The organism is Streptomyces sp. NPDC021100 (genome assembly GCF_044333095.1).
Taxonomy (GTDB): domain Bacteria; phylum Actinomycetota; class Actinomycetes; order Streptomycetales; family Streptomycetaceae; genus Streptomyces.
The window spans coordinates 37272-56468 of record NZ_JBIRQH010000033.1; the positions used below are offsets into that span (position 1 = coordinate 37272).

At 74.2% G+C, this 19197-nt stretch carries 21 protein-coding genes and 1 pseudogene; 14 read left to right on the plus strand and 8 right to left on the minus strand.

The features are described 5' to 3' along the window. The first annotated feature begins 39 nt into the window (after window positions 1–39). Window positions 40–885, plus strand: coding sequence for a spermidine synthase (locus tag ACH4PU_RS34770; protein WP_398281544.1), 846 nt, complete (start codon window positions 40–42; stop codon window positions 883–885). Between the two features lie 18 nt (window positions 886–903). Here the strand turns inward: ACH4PU_RS34770 and ACH4PU_RS34775 are convergent, their stop codons facing one another. Next, window positions 904–1956, minus strand: coding sequence for a hypothetical protein (locus ACH4PU_RS34775; RefSeq protein WP_398281547.1), 1053 nt, complete (start codon window positions 1954–1956; stop codon window positions 904–906). 83 nt (window positions 1957–2039) lie between these two features. Here ACH4PU_RS34775 and ACH4PU_RS34780 point away from each other — a divergent pair, with 83 nt between their 5' ends. From ACH4PU_RS34780 to ACH4PU_RS34795, 4 genes are all read left to right on the plus strand, one after another. Next, window positions 2040–2498, plus strand: a complete 459-nt coding sequence (locus tag ACH4PU_RS34780; RefSeq protein WP_398281550.1) for a DUF4442 domain-containing protein — start codon at window positions 2040–2042, stop codon at window positions 2496–2498. A 113-nt stretch (window positions 2499–2611) separates the two neighbouring features. Beyond that, window positions 2612–3274, plus strand: a complete 663-nt coding sequence (locus ACH4PU_RS34785; RefSeq protein WP_398281553.1) for a DedA family protein — start codon at window positions 2612–2614, stop codon at window positions 3272–3274. Between the two features lie 125 nt (window positions 3275–3399). Further along, window positions 3400–3933 carry a gamma carbonic anhydrase family protein gene (locus tag ACH4PU_RS34790; RefSeq protein WP_185942879.1) on the plus strand — a complete coding sequence of 178 codons (534 nt, stop codon included), beginning with the start codon at window positions 3400–3402 and terminating at the stop codon, window positions 3931–3933. A 93-nt stretch (window positions 3934–4026) separates the two neighbouring features. After that, complete coding sequence (locus ACH4PU_RS34795; protein WP_398281558.1) at window positions 4027–4734, plus strand: acyltransferase; 708 nt, start codon at window positions 4027–4029, stop codon at window positions 4732–4734. Between the two features lie 42 nt (window positions 4735–4776). Here ACH4PU_RS34795 and ACH4PU_RS34800 read toward each other — a convergent pair whose 3' ends face one another. Continuing rightward, window positions 4777–5637, minus strand: coding sequence for an EamA family transporter (locus ACH4PU_RS34800; RefSeq protein ID WP_398281562.1), 861 nt, complete (start codon window positions 5635–5637; stop codon window positions 4777–4779). Window positions 5638–5732: 95 nt separating this feature from the next. Here ACH4PU_RS34800 and ACH4PU_RS34805 point away from each other — a divergent pair, with 95 nt between their 5' ends. Together ACH4PU_RS34805 and ACH4PU_RS34810 are read left to right on the plus strand one after the other, a co-directional pair. Beyond that, window positions 5733–6353: a helix-turn-helix domain-containing protein gene (locus ACH4PU_RS34805; protein WP_398281565.1), complete on the plus strand. Its 621-nt coding sequence runs from the start codon at window positions 5733–5735 to the stop codon at window positions 6351–6353. A 31-nt stretch (window positions 6354–6384) separates the two neighbouring features. Beyond that, window positions 6385–6936: a YbaK/EbsC family protein gene (locus ACH4PU_RS34810; RefSeq protein ID WP_398281616.1), complete on the plus strand. Its 552-nt coding sequence runs from the start codon at window positions 6385–6387 to the stop codon at window positions 6934–6936. Between the two features lie 19 nt (window positions 6937–6955). On the opposite strand, the gene ACH4PU_RS34815 is transcribed toward ACH4PU_RS34810, so the two are convergent. The 3 genes and pseudogenes from ACH4PU_RS34815 to ACH4PU_RS34825 all read right to left on the minus strand — a co-directional run. Then, on the minus strand, window positions 6956–7471 hold the full coding sequence (locus tag ACH4PU_RS34815) for a GNAT family N-acetyltransferase (protein WP_398281568.1): 516 nt from the start codon (window positions 7469–7471) through the stop codon (window positions 6956–6958). A 9-nt stretch (window positions 7472–7480) separates the two neighbouring features. Beyond that, entirely contained in the window at window positions 7481–7906 is a 426-nt protein-coding gene (locus ACH4PU_RS34820) for a CoA-binding protein (RefSeq protein ID WP_398281571.1), read from the minus strand. A 494-nt stretch (window positions 7907–8400) separates the two neighbouring features. Further along, window positions 8401–8634, minus strand: a pseudogene (locus ACH4PU_RS34825) (hypothetical protein); the annotation flags it as partial. Between the two features lie 214 nt (window positions 8635–8848). On the opposite strand from ACH4PU_RS34825, the gene ACH4PU_RS34830 reads away from it, so the two are divergent. After that, complete coding sequence (locus ACH4PU_RS34830; RefSeq protein WP_398281574.1) at window positions 8849–9475, plus strand: YigZ family protein; 627 nt, start codon at window positions 8849–8851, stop codon at window positions 9473–9475. A gap of 38 nt (window positions 9476–9513) precedes the next feature. Here ACH4PU_RS34830 and ACH4PU_RS34835 read toward each other — a convergent pair whose 3' ends face one another. Further along, window positions 9514–10002 (minus strand): Pycsar system effector family protein, encoded by a 489-nt coding sequence (locus tag ACH4PU_RS34835; RefSeq protein ID WP_398281577.1) that lies wholly within the window; start codon window positions 10000–10002, stop codon window positions 9514–9516. A 324-nt stretch (window positions 10003–10326) separates the two neighbouring features. Between ACH4PU_RS34835 and ACH4PU_RS34840 the strand changes: the two genes are divergently transcribed. Continuing rightward, entirely contained in the window at window positions 10327–11484 is a 1158-nt protein-coding gene (locus tag ACH4PU_RS34840) for an exonuclease SbcCD subunit D (protein WP_398281580.1), read from the plus strand. Window positions 11485–11557: 73 nt separating this feature from the next. Further along, complete coding sequence (locus ACH4PU_RS34845) at window positions 11558–14659, plus strand: AAA family ATPase (protein WP_398281583.1); 3102 nt, start codon at window positions 11558–11560, stop codon at window positions 14657–14659. Here ACH4PU_RS34845 and ACH4PU_RS34850 read toward each other — a convergent pair. Next, complete coding sequence (locus tag ACH4PU_RS34850) at window positions 14583–15095, minus strand: Lrp/AsnC family transcriptional regulator (protein WP_398281586.1); 513 nt, start codon at window positions 15093–15095, stop codon at window positions 14583–14585. The genes ACH4PU_RS34845 and ACH4PU_RS34850 overlap by 77 nt on opposite strands. Window positions 15096–15810: 715 nt before the next feature. On the opposite strand from ACH4PU_RS34850, the gene ACH4PU_RS34855 reads away from it, so the two are divergent. Beyond that, window positions 15811–16260 carry a rhodanese-like domain-containing protein gene (locus ACH4PU_RS34855; RefSeq protein WP_398281589.1) on the plus strand — a complete coding sequence of 150 codons (450 nt, stop codon included), beginning with the start codon at window positions 15811–15813 and terminating at the stop codon, window positions 16258–16260. Window positions 16261–16314: 54 nt separating this feature from the next. Here ACH4PU_RS34855 and ACH4PU_RS34860 read toward each other — a convergent pair whose 3' ends face one another. Further along, complete coding sequence (locus ACH4PU_RS34860) at window positions 16315–17223, minus strand: ATP-grasp domain-containing protein (protein WP_398281592.1); 909 nt, start codon at window positions 17221–17223, stop codon at window positions 16315–16317. A gap of 322 nt (window positions 17224–17545) precedes the next feature. On the opposite strand from ACH4PU_RS34860, the gene ACH4PU_RS34865 reads away from it, so the two are divergent. Genes ACH4PU_RS34865 through ACH4PU_RS34875 form a run of 3 tightly spaced genes read left to right on the plus strand, consistent with a single transcriptional unit; the run spans window position 17546 to window position 19063 of the window. Further along, window positions 17546–17773 carry a hypothetical protein gene (locus ACH4PU_RS34865; RefSeq protein WP_398281595.1) on the plus strand — a complete coding sequence of 76 codons (228 nt, stop codon included), beginning with the start codon at window positions 17546–17548 and terminating at the stop codon, window positions 17771–17773. Then, window positions 17770–18423, plus strand: a complete 654-nt coding sequence (locus ACH4PU_RS34870; protein WP_398281598.1) for an RNA polymerase sigma factor — start codon at window positions 17770–17772, stop codon at window positions 18421–18423. The genes ACH4PU_RS34865 and ACH4PU_RS34870 overlap by 4 nt, the downstream gene beginning before the upstream one ends. Window positions 18424–18427: 4 nt before the next feature. Continuing rightward, on the plus strand, window positions 18428–19063 hold the full coding sequence (locus ACH4PU_RS34875) for a hypothetical protein (protein ID WP_398281601.1): 636 nt from the start codon (window positions 18428–18430) through the stop codon (window positions 19061–19063). Window positions 19064–19197 lie beyond the last annotated feature (134 nt).

The window sequence follows — 19197 nt, forward strand, 5'->3', positions numbered from 1 at the left end:
CGGCACCGGACGGCCCCCGGCGCTCGGCACAATAGGGACGTGGACGAACAGATACCCGTGACCCGGGACGTGGACGGCGGCACCGCCAAACTGCTGCCCGACGTCGACCGTGAGCGCGCCTGGCTGCTGACGGTCGACGGCGCGCCCCAGTCGTACGTCGACCTCGGGGACCCCGCGCACCTGGAGTTCGAGTACGCGCGGCGGATCGGGCACGTCCTCGACACCGCCGCCGAGCCGGGCCGCCCGCTCGACGTCCTGCACCTCGGCGGTGGCGCCCTCACCCTGCCGCGCTACACCGCGGCCACCCGGCCCGGCTCCCGGCAGCAGGTGGTGGAGGCCGACCGGGGGATCGTCGAGCTCGTCGCCGAACACCTGCCGCTGCCGGCCGGATCGGGCGTCACCGTCCGCGCCGAGGACGCCCGGACCGCCCTGGAGGACGCCCCGGACGCCTCGGCGGACGTGATCGTCGCCGACGTCTTCGGCGGCTCGCGGGTGCCCGCGCACCTCACCTCCGTCGAGTACGCCCGCTCGGCGGCCCGGGTGCTCCGCCCCGGCGGCCGCTACGCCGCCAACCTGGCCGACGGGGCACCGTTCGATTTCCTGCGGTCCCAGGTGGCGACGTTCGCGGCGGTCTTCCCCCGGCTGTGCCTGATCGCGGAGGCGTCGGTGCTGCGCGGCCGGCGGTTCGGCAACGCGATCCTCGTCGCCTCCGCCGGGGAGCTGCCGCTGGACGCCCTGGCCCGGCGAGCCGCCGCGGACGCCTTCCCGGCGCGGGTCACCCACGGGGACGCCCTGGTCCGCTTCACGGCGGGGGCGGCCCCGGTGGGCGACCGGGACGCGGTCGGCTCGCCGGAGCCGCCGGGCGGGGCGTTCGGGATCGGGTGAGGGCCGCCGCCCGGCGCGTCAGGACAGGGACAACGGCCGCAGCGAGCTCATGATCTTCTTGATGACGTCGTCCGGCAGCTCGTCCTTGACGCCCTTGGCGGAGTACAGCACCCAGGTCACCAGGTCGTTCTCCTTGTTCTTGAACGTCAGGGTGAACGCCTTGCCGTCCGTCGCGCAGGCGTCGGACTTCGCGACCCCGGTGACCGTGGCCGACGAGGTGTAGCCGCTGACGCCGTGGTCACTGGTGAAGGGCTTGGCCTTGGTGCCCGCGAAGTGGCCGGTCTTCTTCTGGTCGAAGGCGGCCCACACCCAGCTCAGGGCCTCGGTCTCGGCGGCGTCGGCCTCGCTCTTCGCGCCCTGCGCGCCCTTGGTTCCGGCGCCGCCCAGGCTGTTGTTGGCCTTGCACACGCCGTCCTTGTAGCTGGCGACGGAGCTCATGCTGATGACCGACTTGCCCTTGTCGTCCAGGAAGCCGGACGACATCCCGGGCTCGACCTTCCAGTCCGCCGGGACGTCGAAGACCGCCAGCCGCTTGGTGCTGATGACGGGCTTCCAGCCGGCGATCACCGGCTTGACCCCGTCGTCGTCCCCGCGGCCGCCGCCCGACGGGTCCGGAGTGGACGAGCCGCCGGGGGACGCGCTCGGCGTGGTGGAGGCGGACGCGGGCGCCGAGGCCGGCGGCTTGGGGTCGTCCTGCGCGGAGGTCTTCTCGCCGTCGTCCTTCAGGACGACGAAGCCGGTGACCACCGCGGCCGCCACCACGGCCAGGGCCGCCGTGACCGCGATGACGGTGGTGCGCCTGCCGCCGCCGTTTCCGCCCGACGGCGGCATCGGGGGGCCCGGCGGGGCCTGGGGAGGCTGAGGCGTCTGAAGGGTCGGAGGTGCCTGCCACTGCGGCCCGCCGGGCTGCCCGGATCCGGCGCCGGCCGGCTGGGCGTAGGGGTTCTGCTGGGGGGAGCCCGGCCCCGGCTGCTGGTACGGGTTGGGCTGCTGGTACCCCGGCTGCTGGTACGGGTTCGGCTGCTGCGGGTTCTGCTCGCCCCCGTTGGCGGGCTGCTGTCCTGGCCACATGGCCGACAACCATAAGGGGCCGAGGTGACAGGTGTGGCCGCCGACCCTTTCCGCCCGCCACTACCGGCTGGTAACTTCGCCGCATGTCTGACACGACCCAGCCCTCGATCGGCGATCTGCTCTCGGCCACCGTCCCCATGGTCCGCACCCTCAACCTCGTCTACGAGGTGACGACCCCCGAGCGCGCGGTGCTGCGCCTGCCGGACCAGCCGGAGTACCGGAACCACGTGGGCGGCCCGCACGCCGGCGCCATGTTCACCCTGGCCGAGTCGGCGAGCGGGGCGATCGTCCTGGCGGCGTTCGGCGACCACCTGTCGCGGATGACGCCGCTGCCCGTCCGGGCCGAGGTCGCCTACAAGAAGATCGCCCGGGGCGAGGTCACCGCCACCGCCGTCCTCGGCCGGCCGGCGGACGAGGTGCTCGCCGAGCTGGACGCCGGCGGTCGCCCCGAGTTCCCGGTGCGGATCTCCCTCACCCGCGAGGAGGACGGGGCGGAAACGGGCGAGATGTCCGTTGTGTGGACGCTGCGTCCGAACAAATAGCCGTTCCCCTCAACCGCTCGCCCCGGAGATGAGTCCTTACCTCCAGTAGGCTTCCGGCGTGCGCCGTCTCGGCGCACGCCGGGAACAGGTCGTCAACCGGGGAGGAACCGGCGTTGCACATCCAGGAGTGGCTCGAATCCGTACCGGCGGTCGCCGTCTACCTGCTGGTGGGCGGGGTCATCGGGCTGGAGAGCCTGGGCATCCCGCTTCCCGGCGAGATCGTCCTCGTGAGCGCCACGCTGATGGCCGCCACCCAGGACCACATCAACCCCTACATCCTCGGGGCCTGCGCCGTCGCGGGCGCCATCGTCGGCGACTCGATCGGCTACCTGATCGGACGCAAGGGCGGCAAGCCGCTGCTGGAGTGGCTCGGCCGCAAGTTCCCCAAGCACTTCGGCCCGCACCACGTCGCCACCGCCGAGCGCTCCTTCACGAAGTGGGGCATGTGGGCCGTCTTCGTCGGCCGCTTCATCGCCCTGCTGCGCATCTTCGCCGGCCCGCTCGCGGGCGTGCTGAAGATGCCGTACTGGAAGTTCCTCATCGCCAACGTCCTCGGCGGCATCGTCTGGGCCGGCGGCACGGTCGCCCTCATCTACACGGTGGGCAAGGCGGCCGAGGAGTGGATCGGCAAGTTCTCCTGGTTGGGCCTGCTGGCCGCCGCGCTCTTCGGCGTCGGCTCCTTCGTCGTGATGCGGATCAAGGCGAAGAAGGCCAAGGCCGAGAGCGAGGCGGAACCGGCCGCCGAGCGGCCGGAGGCGGTCCCGGCGGGCGACTGACCCGCCCCGCGCGACTCCTGTGATCTTCACCCCATCCGGCCCCGGCGCGTCCACGCGCCGGGGCCGTCGGTCTACCGTGCCGGGAACGACGGCGACTCCCTGACGAGGGCGAAGAGGAGCGGACCATGACGACGGAACGGGCGCTGATCACGGGTGTGGGCGGCAAGGAGCCGGCGGTCGACCCGGCGGCGTTCACCGCCCCCACCTCCGTCGTCCTCGGCGACGTCACCCTCGCCCCCGGTTCCGGCGTCTGGTACCACGCCGTCCTGCGCGCCGACTGCGGTCCGATCACCCTGGGCGCCGACAGCAACATCCAGGACAACTGCACCGTCCACGTGGACCCCGGCTTCCCCGTCACCATCGGCGAGCGCGTGACCGTCGGGCACAACGCCGTCCTGCACGGCTGCACCGTCGAGGACGACGTCCTCATCGGCATGGGCGCCACCGTCCTCAACGGCGCCCACATCGGCGCCGGTTCCCTCGTCGCCGCCCAGGCCCTCGTCCCCCAGGGCATGCGCGTGCCCCCGGGCTCCCTGGTCGCCGGCGTCCCGGCGAAGGTCCGACGCGAACTGACCGCGGAGGAACGCGAACACGTCCGCGTCAACGCCGCCCTCTACGTGGAACTGGCGAAGACCCACCGCGAGGCCCTGGGCGGCTGACGGCCCCGCGGGAACCGCCGGGGCGCCGCCGGTGGGGGCAAGATCACAGGGTGGGGCCCGGCCGGTGCGGTGTGGGCTGAGTACGGTGTGCGGGTGCCGAAGTATCGAAACACGTTCTCGTCCGGCGCCGCTTCGGCCTTCGGGGCCTGGCGGCGCCGTGCCGTCTCGCGGGCGGTCCACCGGGGCTGGCGCTGGGTGCAGGACCGCGGTGCGGTGACGGCCGAGCGCCCGGGGCCGTACCGCTTCCGGCGGATCGGGGCGCACACGCGTCTCGCGTTCCCCCTGGGCACCGTGTTCGGGGAGCGGTGGATCGAGATCGGGGACCACTGCATCGTCGGCGAACAGGTCACGCTGACCGTCGGCATGGTGCCCGGCATGGACCTCGGGCCCGATCCGCTGCTGCGGCTGGGCAACGGGGTGGTGCTCGGCCGGGGCAGCCATGTGATCGCCTCGTGCGAGGTGACGATCGGGGACGACGTCTTCTGTGGCCCGTACGTCTATGTGACGAGCGACAACCACTCGTACGAGGACCCCACGCAGCCCATAGGCCGGCAGTGGCCGCGCAGCGCGCCCGTCGTGATCGGCTCCGGCAGCTGGCTGGGCGCGGGGGCGGTGATCCTGCCCGGGGCGCGGCTCGGGCGGAACGTCGTGGTGGCGGCCGGGGCGGTGGTCCGGGGCGAGGTCCCGGACCACGCGGTGGTCGCCGGCGTACCGGCCAGGGTCGTCCGGCGGTGGGACGAGGAACGGGGCTGGACGCCGCCGATGCGGCCCGTGCCGGAGCGCGGGGCGTCGGACGCGTGAGGTGTTCTCCGGCGCGGCCCCCGGTGCGCGTCCTCAGCCCCCTCAGCCCGTCGCGAGCAACACCGTGCCGACCAGCGCCAGTCCCGCGCCCGACGCCTGCACCGAACGCAGCCGCTCGTTGAGCACGCCGCGCGCGGTCAGTGCCGTCACCACCGGGTAGAGCGAGGCGAGGACGGCCGCGACGGTGACCGGGCCGCTGTGGGCGGCCAGGTTGTAGGTGCCGTTGGCGGCCACGTCGGCCAGTCCGACGAAGGCCAGCGCGGGCAGGGCGGGCAGCAGGGCGTTCCGGCCGCCCTCCGGGAGGACCGCGCCGCCGCGCCGCGCGGAGACGAGCAGGGCGCCGCCGCCGACGAGCACATTGCACAGCCGCTGCACGAACAGCGCCAGGAACAGGCCGGTCAGGGTGTGGGACGCCTCGGCGATCAGAGCCATCACCGTGCCGAAGCCGAACGCCGCGACGAGCGTCAGCAGCAGGGTCTGCCGCCGTACCGCGCCGCCGCCCGGACCGCTCGCGAGGACCACGCCGGCCACCGCGACCACGATGCCCGCGACCTGGAGCACGCCGGGCCGTTCGCCGGCCGCGAGGCCGACGCCGAGCGGCACGAGGACGCCGCCGAGCGCGGCGACCGGTGCGACGACGCCCATCGGGCCCTGCGCCAGCGCGCGGTAGAAGAAGAGCATCGCCACCGGGCCGATCACCCCCGCGCCCACCGCGAACCACAGCCGCGGTCCGGCCTCCGACCAGCCGCCGGTGGCGACGACGATCGTGCCCAGCGCGGTCAGGGCCAGTATCTGCGAGACCACGACCACCGTCAGAGCCGGGATACGGCGGGTCAGAAGGCCGCCGCCGAAGTCGGCCAGGCCCCACAGGAGGCTGGTGGCCAGGGCGAAGAACGGTGTCATGGGGTGAACCTCGCAGTGCAGTACAGTGAATGACGCGAACGGGCACACTGTAGTTCACTGCACTGAACCGCGTCATCGAAGATATTGGATGGAACGTGACGGACCTCGACCAGCTCACGCAGTCGCTCGCCCGGAACCTCAAGCACTGGCGCGCCGAGCGGAACTTCACGCTCGACGCCCTCGCCGCCCGCTCCGGCGTGAGTCGCGGCATGATCATCCAGATCGAACAGGCGCGGACCAACCCCAGCGTCGGCACCACCGTCAAGCTCGCCGACGCCCTCGGCATCAGCATCACCACGCTGCTCGATTACGAACACGGCCCGCGCGTCCGGCTCGTCCCGGAAGGCGAGGCCGTGCAGATGTGGTCCACCGGGGCCGGCAGCCACACGTCCCTGCTGATCGGCGCCGAGAGCCCCGGGCCGCTGGAGATGTGGGACTGGCGGGTCGAGCCCGGCGACGAGAGTGCCTCCGACCCGCACCCCGCCGGCACCGTCGAACTGCTCCGTGTGACCGCCGGGGTGCTCACGCTCGTCGTCGACGGGGAGGAGCACACCGTCCCCGCCGGAACGGCGGCGGCGTTCGAGGCCGACGTCCGGCACACGTACCGCAACGACGGGACGGAGCCCGTCACGATGACGATGGTGGTGGCGGTGCCGCCGGTGGCGAGGAAGGAAGCGCGCCTGGACTCCTCCCGCCGCGCGGGGGACGCCTGTTAACGTGCCCCGCATGATCACCCAACGGACCCCCATGGAAGCGTTCGACGACGTCCGGCCCGCGCCCGAGCGGATGGACCTGCTGGTGCCGCCCGTCGCCGCCGCCCTCCGCGCCTGGCCCGGCCCCGGCACCGCCGACCAGGTGCTGCATGTGGATACGGCGCCCGAAGTCGCCGACACGGCCGTGCTGGTGGAGCATTACGGACCCTGGCTGATGGAGCAGTCCGCCAACTGCGTCGTCGTCGCGGCCAAGCGCGGCGGGGAGAGCAGCCTGGCTGCCTGCGTCGTCCTCGGCCACACGCGCGTGGACGTCAACGGCACCGTCCGGCGGCATCTCGGGGCGCGCAAGGCGTCCTTCGCGCCCATGGACGCCGCCCTGGAGGCCACGGGCATGGAGTACGGCGGCATCACGCCGATCGGACTGCCCGCCGACTGGCCGCTGTTGATCGACGCGGCGGTCGTCGCGTCCCCGTATGTCCTCATCGGCAGCGGCAGCCGGCGCGGCAAGCTCATCGTCCCGGGCGCGGCCCTCGCCGGACTCCCGGGGGCGACGGTGCTGGAGGGGCTGGCGGTGGCGGCCGGCTGAGCCGTTCTCAGTGCCGCTCTCAGTGACCGGAACGGGGGAGGAGCGGGCGCGAGACGTCGAGGGAGAGCGCCGTCGAGTGCTCGGCGAACCCCAGGGAGCGGTACAGCCGTTCGGCGCCCGGCGTCGCGTGCAGGTCCACGCGCGTGACGCCCTGCGCGGCGAACCAGCCGAGCAGCGCCTCGGTCGTCGCCCGCCCGAACCCGCGCCCCCGGTACCGGTCGTCCGTGCAGACCGAGAAGACGAACCCGAACCGCCCGGTGGGATGCCCGGGCCCCGGCAGCCGCTGCTCGACCGTCCCGACCGCACACGCGGCGAGGTGCGGCGCGCCGCGTGTGCCGTCGGCCGGATCCCCGTCCACGACGAACGCCCCCAGCCGCGGCGACGGGCCCGACAGCTGCTCCCGCACGATCTCCTCGGCGGTGGCCTCCCACGCGCCGGGGGAGTCCCGCCCGTCCATGGCGGCGAACATCAGGCGGCGCAGCCGCACTATCTCGGCCGCGTCCCCGGGACGGGCGGCACGTGTCGTCTGGATCATGAAACGACGTTAGCGGAGGCCCTCCCCGGCGGACAGCCGGGGGAACTCGATCGCCGGGCAGCGGTCCATGACCATGTCCAGCCCCGCTCCGCGCGTCCGCTCGTACGCGTCCTCGTCGACGACACCGAGCTGGAACCAGACCGCCTTCGCGCCGACCGCCACGGCCTCGTCCGCGACGGCACCCGCGAGCTCCGACCGCACGAACACGTCCACGACGTCCACGGGAAACGGCACCTCGGCCAACGACGCGTACCCCTGCTCCCCACCCACGGCCTCCGCTTTGGGGTGCACGGGCACCACCCGCTTGCCGTACCGGCGGAGCACTTCCGCCACGCCGTAGGCGGCGCGCCGCGTGTTGCTCGAAAGGCCGACCACCGCCCAGGTGTCGCCGGTCTCTTGGAGGATCTTCTTGATGGTGCCGGGGTCCGCGTACATGCTCGGTCAACGAGGAAAGGGGGTGTGGGATTCCCGCCTCGGATCCGGTGGCGGGCTGCCGTGTCGGAGGAAGCTCAGCGGGACCTCCTTTCGCGCGCAGGCATCCGCTGCCTCGATGAGGTCGCGAGCATCGGCGATGTGCTCTTGGAATGCGGAGTCGTGTGCTGCCTCGTTCAGCCATACGGCCAGTACCGTCTTGAGCCGCGGCGAGTACGCGCGGCATTCCGCAGACGTCAATGGTCTGCCGTGATCGTCCGGATGGTCGAGCAGTGGTTCGAAGACGGTGGAGACGTCGTTCCATGAACGGTCGCCTCCAAACCCTTGCATCTCTTCAAGGCGGACCTTTTCGGCGAGGGCCAGTCGTCGGCGAAACCGGGCGAACCCTCCGTACGAGAAGCACGCTTCCGGACCGTCGACCTCATCGTCGGCCGGAAACAGGCACCGCCCCATAGCAACTCACGCGTTCGTGCCCGGTCGACGAGTGGCCGGAGGCGGGCATTCCCGGCGGCACCGGCCGCGTCCCGTACCCGGGCGAACCGGGCCAGGGCGGCCTCGTCCGTGAAACCGATGATCCACCGCACCCCGCCGAACGCCTGGGTCCACAGCCCGCCCGCCGTCATGGGCACCAGCACCACCGACCGCCGGAACTCGCCCACCATGGCCCGTGGATCCCCCGCCCCGGCCCGGCGTTCGGCGATCCGAGCCGCCAGAGCGTTCCCATCCGCCACCCTCAACGCCCCCGTCACAAAAGCCCGTTGACATGCGGTGCCTACCGTAGAACAGGACGCGTCCCGCGGACCGCCGGTTTCGCCGGACCCGCGGGCCACTCCCGGCCCGTCCGCTTCCGGCCGTTCCGCTCCCGGTCCTCTCGCCGCAGCGGCCGGCAGGACGCTCGTATAGCCTGTTTCGGCAGGTCGGAGCCGACGGCCGGGAAAGGGCAGGATGCAGGACGCGTATCGGACCGTGGCCCGTGAAGGGGTGCACGAGATCGAGATCAGCAGGTCGCGCTTCATCTGCGCGCTCGCGCCCGCCGCCACGGAGGAGGAGGCGCAGGCGTTCGTCGCGCGCGTCCGCAAGGAGCATCCGACGGCGCGGCACGACTGCTTCGCGTACGTCCTCGGGGCCGACGGTTCGGTGCAGAAGGCCAGTGACGACGGGGAGCCCGGGGGCACGGCCGGTGTGCCGATGCTGCAGATGCTGGTGCGCCGGGAGATGCGGTACGTCGTCGCGGTCGTCACGCGGTACTTCGGCGGGATCAAGCTCGGGGCGGGCGGGCTGATCCGCGCCTACGGGGGAGTGGTCGGCGAGGCGCTCGACGTGCTGGGGACGGTGACGCGCAGGCGGTACCGGCTCGCCACCGTCACCGTCGACCACCAGCGCGCCGGAAAGCTGGAGAACGAGCTGCGGGCGTCCGGGCGCACGGTGCGCGAGGTGTCGTACGGGGCGGGCGTGACGATCGGGATCGGGCTGCCGGACTCCGATGTGGACGCCTTCCGGGCCTGGCTCGCCGACGCCACGGCCGGCACGGCGGTGCTGGAGCTCGGGGACGAGGCGTACGGGGAGGCGTAGCCGCCGTCCGGGCGGGGCGACTCGGGCCCGCCGTCACGTCACGTCAAGGCCGCCGCCGCGCCCACCCCCGCCGTGCCGACCGCCGCGCACACGAAGGACCAGCGCACGTACGCGTGTTTGCGCCAGGCGATCCGGCTCATGACGACCAGCTCGCGGCTCAGCGCGGGCAGCGGGTCCGCCTCCCGGAGGCGGTACTCCAGCGCGCCGGGCTCCCAGTGGCGCAGGTGCCCGAAGTAGACGAAGCGCTCCTCCGCGGGGCCCGGCACGTCCGCCCGCAGGCTCGGGGCGACGGCGAGGACCGCGCAGGCCAGGCCGACGACGAGGGCCGCGACCCCGGCCCACAGCAGCACCGCCGCCAGCCCTCCCGCGTGGCCGAACCCCCGCCCCGCGCCCGCCGCCAGCCCCAGCACCAGCAGGACCGTCGACTGCACGGTGAGTGCGAACGACGCCTTCGCGTCCGCCTTGCCCGTCCAGTCGGACAGCGCGGCGTGCAGTCTCCAAGCGGTGTCCTGGGGGGATTCCGGCACGGCCACCTCGCTCCTCTCGCGACCCGACGATCGTCCCCCGGCACCGGACGCCCCACGGGAGTCCCGCGGGAAGGTGACCGAAAGGCCGCGAAGACCGGCGGCTTCTCGCCGGTGCGGCAACCACCCCGTACGAGCTGATCGCCCACCGCCGCCGGCCGGGCAGCCTGCCTCCGTGCCTCCGGCGTCGCCGCCGGATGCGAGACTGTGGGGCGGCCCGGACGCCCGGGGCGGGTGCGCCGTACGGCGGTGGCCCGGACGGCCGGGGCCACGACAAGCAGCAGGAACGAGGGGAGCCGAGGAGAGCATGGGGACGGGAGCCGACGCGTGAGACTGCTGCATACGTCCGACTGGCATCTGGGCCGCTCCTTCCACCGGGCCGGCCTCCTGGACGCCCAGCGGGCGTTCCTCGCCCACCTCGTGGACGCCGTGCGCGAGCATGCCGTGGACGCCGTGCTCGTCGCCGGCGACGTCTACGACCGGGCCGTGCCGCCGCTCGCCGCCGTCGAGCTGTTCGACGAGGCCCTGCACCGGCTCGCCGGGACCGGCGTGCCGGTCGTCATGATCTCCGGCAACCACGACTCCGCCCGCCGGCTCGGCGTCGGCGCCGGGCTCCTCGGCCGGGCCGGCGTCCACCTCCGTACCGACCCCGCCGGCTGCGGCACCCCCGTCGTCCTCGCCGACGAGCACGGCGATGTCGCCCTCTACGGCCTGCCCTACCTCGAACCCGCGCTCGTCCGCACCGCCCTCGACGCCCGGGGCGCCGGGCACGCCGCCGTGCTGGAGGCGGCGATGGACCGGGTCCGCGCCGACCTGGCCGCCCGCCCGGCCGGGACGCGGTCCGTCGTCCTCGCGCACGCCTTCGTCGCGGGCGGCGCGGCCAGCGACAGCGAACGCGACATCACCGTCGGCGGGGTCGTCGCCGTCCCGCCGGAGATCTTCCACGGCGTGGACTACGCCGCCCTCGGCCACCTCCACGGCTGCCAGACGATCACCGACCGCGTCCGCTACTCCGGCTCGCCGCTCGCCTACTCCTTCTCCGAGGCGACCCACCGCAAGACCATGTGGCTGATCGACCTCGACGCCGACGGCACGGTGACCGGCGAGCGGATCGACTGCCCGGTGCCCCGCCCGCTCGCCCGGATCCGCGGCCGTCTGGACGAGCTGCTGGACGACCCCGCCCTCGACCGGCACGAGGACGCCTGGGTCGAGGCCACCCTCACCGACCCCGTCCGCCCCAAGGACCCCATGGCCCGGCTGGCCGCCCGCTTCCCGCACGTCCTCAGCCTCGTCCTGGACCCCGAGCGCACCCCCGAGGACCCCCTCGCCTCGTACGCCCTCCGGCTGCGTGGACGGACCGACCGGCAGATCGCCGAGGACTTCGTCGCCCACGTCCGGGGCGAGGGCCCCGACGCCGCCGAGCGCGCCCTGCTGACCGACGCCCTCGACACCGTCCGGGTCACCGCCGCCGAGGGGGAGCGATGAGCCCGCGCCACCCCGAGACCGTGATCACCGGCCGGTACGTCCGCTCCGCCGAACCCGCCGCCGAGGGGGAGCGATGAGACTGCACCGCCTGGAGATCACCGCGTTCGGCCCGTTCGCCGGCACCCAGCACGTCGACTTCGACGAGCTCTCCGCCGCCGGACTGTTCCTGCTGCACGGCCCCACCGGCGCCGGCAAGACGTCCGTCCTCGACGCCGTCTGCTACGCCCTCTACAACGGCGTCCCCGGCGCCCGCCAGAACAGCGGCCCCGGACTGCGCAGCGACCACGCCGCGCCGGACACCCTCACCGAGGTCGTCCTCGAACTCACCGTCGCCGGACGCCGGTTGGAGCTCACCCGGCGGCCCGAGCAGCCGCGCCCCAAGAAGCGGGGCAGCGGCTACACCCGCGAGAAGGCGTACAGCGCCCTGCGCGAGTTCCGCGACGGGCAGTGGCACGGCCTCAGCCGCTCCCATCAGGAGATCGGCGAGGAGGTCAAGCAGCTGCTCGGGCTGGACAGGGAACAGTTCTGCCAGGTCGTCCTGCTCCCGCAGGGCGACTTCGCCCGCTTTCTGCGCGCCGACGACACCGCCCGCGCCGGGCTGCTGGGCCGGCTCTTCGACACCGGCCGGTTCGGCGCCGCCGAGCGGCACCTCGCCGAGCTGCGCAAGGCCGCCGAGACCCGGGTGCGCACCGGCGACGAGCGGCTGCTCGCGCTCGGCCACCGGATGCGGCAGGCCGCCGACGACCCGTCGCTGCCCGAGGTCGGCACCCCCTCGCCCGCCACCGCCACCGCCGCCCCGGCCCGTGCCCGCGCCGGCGTCCCCGCCCCGCGAGCGGCCGAGCCGCCGCTCGCCGCCGGCGCCCCCGGTCTCGCCGCCGCCGTCCTGGAGTGGGCGGCCCTCGCCCGTACCACCGCCCGCGAGCGCCGCGCCGTCACCGCCTCCGCCGTCCGGGCCGCCGAGGACCTCCACGCGCGCACGGCCGAACGCGCCGCCGAGGTCCGCGAACGGGCCCGCCTCCAGCGGCGGTTCGCGGACGCGCGCCGCCGCGCCGACGGGCTGGCGGAGCGGCGCCCCGAACGCGACGCGCTCCGCGACCGGCTGGACCGGGCCCGCGAGGCCGCCGCCGTCGCCCCCGCCCTGGAACTCCGGGCCGAGGCCGAGCGCCGGCACCGCGCGGCGGCCGAAGCCGAACGCCGCGCCCGCGCCCGGCTGCCCGAGGAGCACCGCGAGGCCGGTGCCGACCGGCTCGCCGCCCTCGACCGCGCCCACCGCGAGGAACTCGGCTCGCTCACCGCCGCCCGCCGAGCCGAGGCCCGCGCCGCCGAGGTCACCGCCGAGATCGCCGCCCTCGAACGGCAGGCCCGCGCCGACGAGGAGGCCCTCACCGACGACGCCGACTGGCTGGCCGGCTGGCCCGCCCTGCGCGAGCGGCACCAGCGCCGCCTCGACGCCGCCCACGAGGCCACCGCCCGCGCCGAACAGCTCGGCGCGCGCGTCACCCCCGCCGAGGAACGCCTCGCCGCCGCCCGCCGCCGCGACGAACTCGCCGTCCGGGCCGCGGCGGCGGAACAGGCGGAGGCCGACGCGCGCGACGCGGCCGCCCGCGCCCGCGAGCACTGGCTCGACACCAAGGAACGCCGGCTGCGCGGCATCGCCGCCGAACTGGCCGCCGGGCTCGTCCCCGGCGACCCCTGCACCGTCTGCGGCGCCACCGAGCACCCTGCCCCCGCCCGTGCCGCCGCCGGCCACGTGGACCGCGCCGCCGAGCAGACCGCCGAGGCCGCGTACCGGCGCGCCGAGACCGCCCGCGAGGAGGCCGCCCACCGCCGCGGCCCGCTCCGCGAGGCCCTCGCCGCGGCCCGTGCCGCCGCCGGCGAGGAGGCCACCGCCGAACTCACCGCCCTCGCCGACGCCGCCCGGCGCGCGTACGCCGAGGCGCGTACGGCCGCCGCCGACGCGCCCGCCGCCCGCACCGCCCTCGCCGAGGCCGAGCGCGAGTACGAACGCCGCCGCGACGCCCAACAGGCCGCCCGGCTGCGGATCGCCGCCCGCGCCTCCCACCGCGACGACCTCGAACGCGAACTCGATACTCTCCGCGAGGAATTGACGCGGGCGCGCGGCGGCGAGGAGTCCGTCGCACGGCGCGCCGCGGCGCTGGAGGAGCGGGCCGGGCTGTTCGCCGCCGCCGCCGGGGCCGTCCGCGCCGCCGAGGACGCGGCGACCGCCCTCAAGGGCGCCGACGACCGGCTCGCCGACGCCGCGTACCGCGCCGGTTTCACCACCCCCGCCGAGGCGGCCGACGCCCTGCTCGACGCCGCCCAACTTCGTACGGTACAGGCCCGGTTGGACGCCTGGCGGCAGGAGGAGGCCGCCGTCGCGGCGGCTATGGCCGACGAGGAGACGGTCGCCGCCGCCGGCCTCCCGCCCGCCGCCCCGGAGACGGCGGACGCCGAACTCGCCGCGGCCGTCGATCGGTTGCGGGCCGCCTCCGACCGCGACGCCGAGGCCCGGCGCCGCTGCGACGCCCTCGACAGGCTCTCCGCCGAGGCCGCGGCCGACGTCCGGCGGCTCGCCCCGCTGCGCGAGGAGTACCACCGGATCGCCGGCCTCGCCGCGCTCGCCGCCGGTACCTCCGCCGACAACGAGCTGAAGATGAGCCTGGAGTCGTACGTCCTCGCCGCCCGCCTGGAACAGGTCGCGGCCGCGGCGACCGCCCGCCTGCACCGGATGTCCGCCGGCCGCTACACCCTCGTCCACTCCGACGCCCGCGGCACCGGACGCGGCCGTTCCGGCCTGGGCCTGCACGTCGTCGACGCCTGGACCGGCAACGAGCGCGACACCGCCACCCTGTCCGGCGGCGAGACCTTCTTCGCCTCGCTCGCCCTTGCCCTGGGCCTCGCGGACGTCGTCACGGAGGAGGCGGGCGGCACCCGCCTGGACACCCTCTTCATCGACGAGGGCTTCGGCAGCCTGGACGAGCAGACCCTCGACGAGGTCCTCGACGTCCTCGACTCGCTGCGTGAACGCGACCGCGCGGTCGGCATCGTCAGCCACGTCGCCGACCTGCGGCAGCGCGTCCCGGCCCAGCTCCAGGTGGTCAAGGACCGCTCGGGCTCGGCGATACGGCACCGGACGGCCGGGAGCCGTCGCGCTGAGGATCTTCCGGCCGGCTGAACGCCCGGCGTTCCAGCGGCGACGAGTACACCACGCTCGTCGTCACCGACCCCAGCGCCCCGATCCGCCCCGCCACCTCCTCCAAGTGCCGCATGGACCGGGCGGCGACCTTGATGACGAAACAGTCGTCCCCGGTGACGTGGTGCGCCTCCAGCGCCTCGGGGGTGGTGTCGAGGAGGTCGTGGAACGGCTTGTAGTTGCCGTTCGGATACCGCAGCCGGACGAACGCGAGCACCGGCATCCCCAGCCGCTCCGGCCGGACGACGGCCGTGTACCCCTCGATCACCCCCGCCTCCTCCAGCCGCCGGACGCGCTCGGTCACCGCGCTGGAGGACATGTTCACGATCCGCGCCAGTTCGGCGTATCCGACGCGTCCGTTCTGCTGGAGGGCGTCGAGTATGCGCCAGTCGGTGGCGTCCGGGGAATGATCGGTCATAGGCGGTGTCTAGCAGGGGAACGTCCGGCAGATCAAGGGTTTCGCCGTGGAAGCGGAGACTGCGCTGCACGCCTTCCGCGAGGCCCGTGGGGTTCCGGCGTGGGTGTGCGGCGCTGTGGGCAGCGGGGTGCTCACAGCGCCGCCGCGCCGGTGTCAGCCGGCGGCCTGCTTGCAGGCGGTGTCGGTCCTGGCCGGGCCGACCTGGGCGACCTTGCCCAGCACGGTCTCGCACAGCAGCAGGCCGGCGGTCGGGAGCCCGGTCGAACCGAGGCCGCAGCCGACTTCTCCACCGAGGGTGCTTCGGGCGGGGTTGCCGCCCGCGAGTTCTGCCGCCCGGGTGCCACCTGCCTTGGTGCCGGGCCCTGGCCTTCGCCCGGGCCAGGGCGCGGCGCCGCTCGGCCCCGGTGGCGCGCTGCCACTTCGCGGCCGCCCGGTTGAGGTGCGCCGACTCCTCGGACGCCTCGCGCAGGGCCTCTCGGGCCGCCGTGGTCACCGGCCGCGCCACTTGCTCGGTATGCGGCGGGCCGGGTTCCGTGCCACCGCATGACGTCCGGAGGCTCGTCGAGGTGCGCTTGGTGCCGCTCCGCGACCGTGCCGTTACGGTCGGGGATTCAGTGGCGGTGTGTCGGAGAGACCGGTGAATCAGTGGCAAGGGTCATGATCCGCCGGGGATCGGCCGTTCCCGGCCCGGTGGAGCCCGCATAGATTTCCCCGCATGACGATCACCCCCTTCGCCGGACCCGCCGACTCCGCCGCCTACTTCTCCGCCCGCCTCGCCTTCCACACCGACGTCGCCGACGTCCACGCCGCCCTCACCGCCGGCGCCGCGGGCTTCACCGTCGTCGACTCGCGCTCCACGGCGGCGTGGGATCAGGGACACGTACCCGGAGCCGTCCACCTGCCCACGGCCCAAATCCCCCAGCTGGCCGCGGAGTTCCTCGATCCCGCGCGGCCCGTCGTCGTGTACTGCTGGGGGCCCGGCTGCGACGGGGCCACGCGGGCGGCGCTCGCGCTCGCGACGCTCGGGTACCGGGTCAAGGAGATGCTCGGCGGCATCGAGTACTGGGTGCGCGAGGGGTACGAGGTCGAGACCCGGGAGGGGACGCGCCGGTCGGCGCCCGACCCGCTGACCGCGCCGGTGGACGGCGCCGACTGCGGCTGCTGACGCCGGGCCGGCGGGGATCGCGGTCCCCGAGGGAGAGCGGGCGCCGCCGGGTGGTCAGCGAGTGTCTGCCGGCTCCTCCGCCACAGGAACCGACCGTCCGCTCCGGGCGAGGGCCGCGAGCAGCGGACCGGGATCGTGTCCCTGTGGCAGGTCGCTCACCTGGCCGTCGCCCACCTCCACCACCCGCCACACCCCGTCCTCCCGAAGTGCCATGTCCGTGGTGACGAAACGGCAGCCCAGCGCGGAGACGTACGGCGCCACCGCGTCGAGATCCGGGCGCGGGAGACGTTCCGGGGTGTCCGGGTGGGCGGTCACCAGGGCCGGGCGGCCGTCCACCCACCACACCCGGGCCTCACCGGTCGTCGTGAAGCGCTCGAAGGACCGCAGGACGACGCCGCCCGCCAGGAACTCCCCCTGGAGTTCGACGAACCGTCCGACGACCGCCGCCAGCCGGTCCGTGTCGGCGAGGTCGGGTACGTAACACGCCTCGTCCCACTCGTCCTTGCGCGACTTCACGTGGTCCTTGACCACCACCGGACCGCCGCCGCCCAGCAGGGCCGCTCCCGCCGCCAGCCGCTCCCGGCCCGGTGTCCGCCCGGCCGCCGCCGGGAACCACACGCTACGAGGGGTCACAGGGGCGAACATCCGGTACCAGCCCGGCAGTTCGTGGGCCCGCCGGTAGTCCGCCGGTGGGGTCAGCAGCGTCACCCCGCGCCCGGCCAGGGCCTCCGCCAGCTCCGTGTACCGCGCGGCGGGAATCATCCAGCCCCGGTACCACGCCGCGCCCGCCTCGCGCGGCACGTCCGCGACCGCCCCCGCCGTGTCCCCGGCGAGCAGCGCGTCATGGTCGATCCGTGCGACCGGCAGCCCCTGTTCACCCGCCGCCCGCGCCTCGGCGGCGAAGTGCGGGTCCGTACGGCGGGAGGAGAGCGGGTCGCGGCAGACGAGGAGGAGCGGAGTCATGTGCGGGACTCTACGGGGGTACCGGGAGGGCCTCGACTCCCCTGTGATCCGGGTCACTTGAGAGGGAGTCGTGCGGAGGTGTGGTCTTGGCACGGGGTGGGCAAGGGGGCGAGTTTGCGCTGGTCGGCGCGGTGGCTGCCGGTCGACGGCCCTGATTGGTCTACTCCTCTTCGTGTTCAGATGATCACGCCTCGTAAAAAAGTCGTCATGGGCATACGTGTTCGGGCGTACCCATTCGCGATCCTGCGAGGGAGGACAAACGTTCTCCGGCGCCCGGGACACCGGGGGTTGGGCGTCGCGCCGACTATCTCAAGGACTGCTCATGACTGTTCATGACGCGTTGGACTGGGCGGCCGTGGCCGCCGCCTTGCGAGTGCTCGTCCCGGACGTTCGTGTCCTCGCGCGGCGCATGCTCCGTACCGGCGTACGGATCGGCATCGCCGGTCTGTCGGACGGCATGGTGCGTACCGGTACCTGTACCCGCGCCCGCACCCGCGGCTCCGGCGACGGGCCGGCCCTGGCGCCGGTCCCGCGGGACGAGGAGGGATGACCGTGACCATCCTGCCGTCACCCGACGAGGCCGACGGAGCCGGCGCGGCGCAGCCCCTCCTCCCGCAGGACCTCTCCAGGGAACTCGACGCGCTGCGGGGCGTGCAGTACCGGATGCCGCCGGATCTGGAGGGCTTCTACGACCTCTACGCCCGCGCGCACCTGCGCTACGCCCACACGTTGCTCGGAGACGAGGACGCCGCCAGGACCGTCGTCCGCCGGGTCTACGTCCACCTGGCGCTCAACTGGGTCATGGTGCTGAAAGAGGAGAGCCCCGCGGCGTACGCCTTCTCCTACCTGAAACAGTGCGTGGAGACCCATCTGCGGCTGACGGGCAGCCTGTCGCAGAGCCTGCGCACCGCCGGTCTGCGGCAGGCGGCCCGCGCCACGCTGGAGGCCATGCGCAGGCAGCTGCGGGTGATGGACTCCTCCCTGGGCCTCTTCACCGCCATAGCGGCGCTGCCTCCCCGGCAGTACGACGTCATCGTGCTGCGCTACGTCCTGGGATACCCCTGCTCCCACATCGCTTACGTCATGGGCATCAAGGCGGACACCGTCCGTACCCACCGCCGGCTGGCGAAAGAGCGCATCGCCACCAAACTCGGCCTCTCCACACCGCCGGCAGCCGACGAAGAACTAGAAGAGGAGTGACACCGTGCCGCGCAGCATCGACGATTTCCTGGCCGGAGCCGCCCTGCCCGACCCGTTCTCCGACAGGGACCTAGCCGACCTGAAACACGAGGTCGTCCGCGACGTCACCGAAAGCCTGATGTTCGGCGCCGTTCCCGCGCCCGTCGGGGAGTTCCCGACGTCCCACGGCATGGCGCAGAAGCGACTGCGCGCGCTGGCCGCCTCGTTGCTGCACCGCGACGAGGTCGGCGACCGGCTGCACAGGCTGTGCGACGAGGGCATCGACCCCGAGGGAGCCCTCGACTTCGGGTGTCTGCTCAGCCTCGCGGGGGAGCCCGCTTGCGCCCAGTTCTGGTGGCAGTTCTCCGCCGGGGTCGGCAACGCGCTCGCCGCCTACTGCCTGCACCTGTTCCACCTGGGCCGCGGGGACCTGCGCCACGCCGACCACTGGTTCCACCAGGCCATCACGCTCCCGGGCCACCGCTCCAGCCTCATCGCCGAGGGTGTCACCGCCCCGCAGCCGAACGTCCCCAACGACGCCCTGCGGGCGGCCGTCGGCCGGCTGAAGGCCGACGACGTCGAGGAGTTCGGCCTGGGGCGGGTGCTGCACCCCGATCCCCGGCTCGCCGACCAGATCGGGGAACTCGCCGACGTCCTCTGAGCGCGGGGGCGGGCGGGGCCCCCCGCCCCCCCCCCCCCCCCCCCCCACCCCCCCCCCCCGCCCCCCCCAAAACCCCCCCCCCGCGGGCACCCCCCCCCCGCCCCCCAGGCCCCCCGGGCCAGCAAAAAAGAAAA

Bases quoted from the DNA above. Each gene is read 5' to 3' on its own strand.
- ACH4PU_RS34775 (WP_398281547.1), bottom strand. From the start codon at position 1,956: ATGTGGCCAGGACAGCAGCCCGCCAACGGGGGCGAGCAGAACCCGCAG.
- ACH4PU_RS34780 (WP_398281550.1), top strand. From the start codon at position 2,040: ATGTCTGACACGACCCAGCCCTCGATCGGCGATCTGCTCTCGGCCACC.
- ACH4PU_RS34790 (WP_185942879.1), top strand. From the start codon at position 3,400: ATGACGACGGAACGGGCGCTGATCACGGGTGTGGGCGGCAAGGAGCCG.
- ACH4PU_RS34800 (WP_398281562.1), bottom strand. From the start codon at position 5,637: ATGACACCGTTCTTCGCCCTGGCCACCAGCCTCCTGTGGGGCCTGGCC.
- ACH4PU_RS34810 (WP_398281616.1), top strand. From the start codon at position 6,385: ATGGAAGCGTTCGACGACGTCCGGCCCGCGCCCGAGCGGATGGACCTG.
- ACH4PU_RS34815 (WP_398281568.1), bottom strand. From the start codon at position 7,471: ATGATCCAGACGACACGTGCCGCCCGTCCCGGGGACGCGGCCGAGATA.
- ACH4PU_RS34820 (WP_398281571.1), bottom strand. From the start codon at position 7,906: ATGTACGCGGACCCCGGCACCATCAAGAAGATCCTCCAAGAGACCGGC.
- ACH4PU_RS34830 (WP_398281574.1), top strand. From the start codon at position 8,849: ATGCAGGACGCGTATCGGACCGTGGCCCGTGAAGGGGTGCACGAGATC.
- ACH4PU_RS34845 (WP_398281583.1), top strand. From the start codon at position 11,558: ATGAGACTGCACCGCCTGGAGATCACCGCGTTCGGCCCGTTCGCCGGC.
- ACH4PU_RS34850 (WP_398281586.1), bottom strand. From the start codon at position 15,095: ATGACCGATCATTCCCCGGACGCCACCGACTGGCGCATACTCGACGCC.
- ACH4PU_RS34855 (WP_398281589.1), top strand. From the start codon at position 15,811: ATGACGATCACCCCCTTCGCCGGACCCGCCGACTCCGCCGCCTACTTC.
- ACH4PU_RS34860 (WP_398281592.1), bottom strand. From the start codon at position 17,223: ATGACTCCGCTCCTCCTCGTCTGCCGCGACCCGCTCTCCTCCCGCCGT.
- ACH4PU_RS34865 (WP_398281595.1), top strand. From the start codon at position 17,546: ATGACTGTTCATGACGCGTTGGACTGGGCGGCCGTGGCCGCCGCCTTG.
- ACH4PU_RS34870 (WP_398281598.1), top strand. From the start codon at position 17,770: ATGACCGTGACCATCCTGCCGTCACCCGACGAGGCCGACGGAGCCGGC.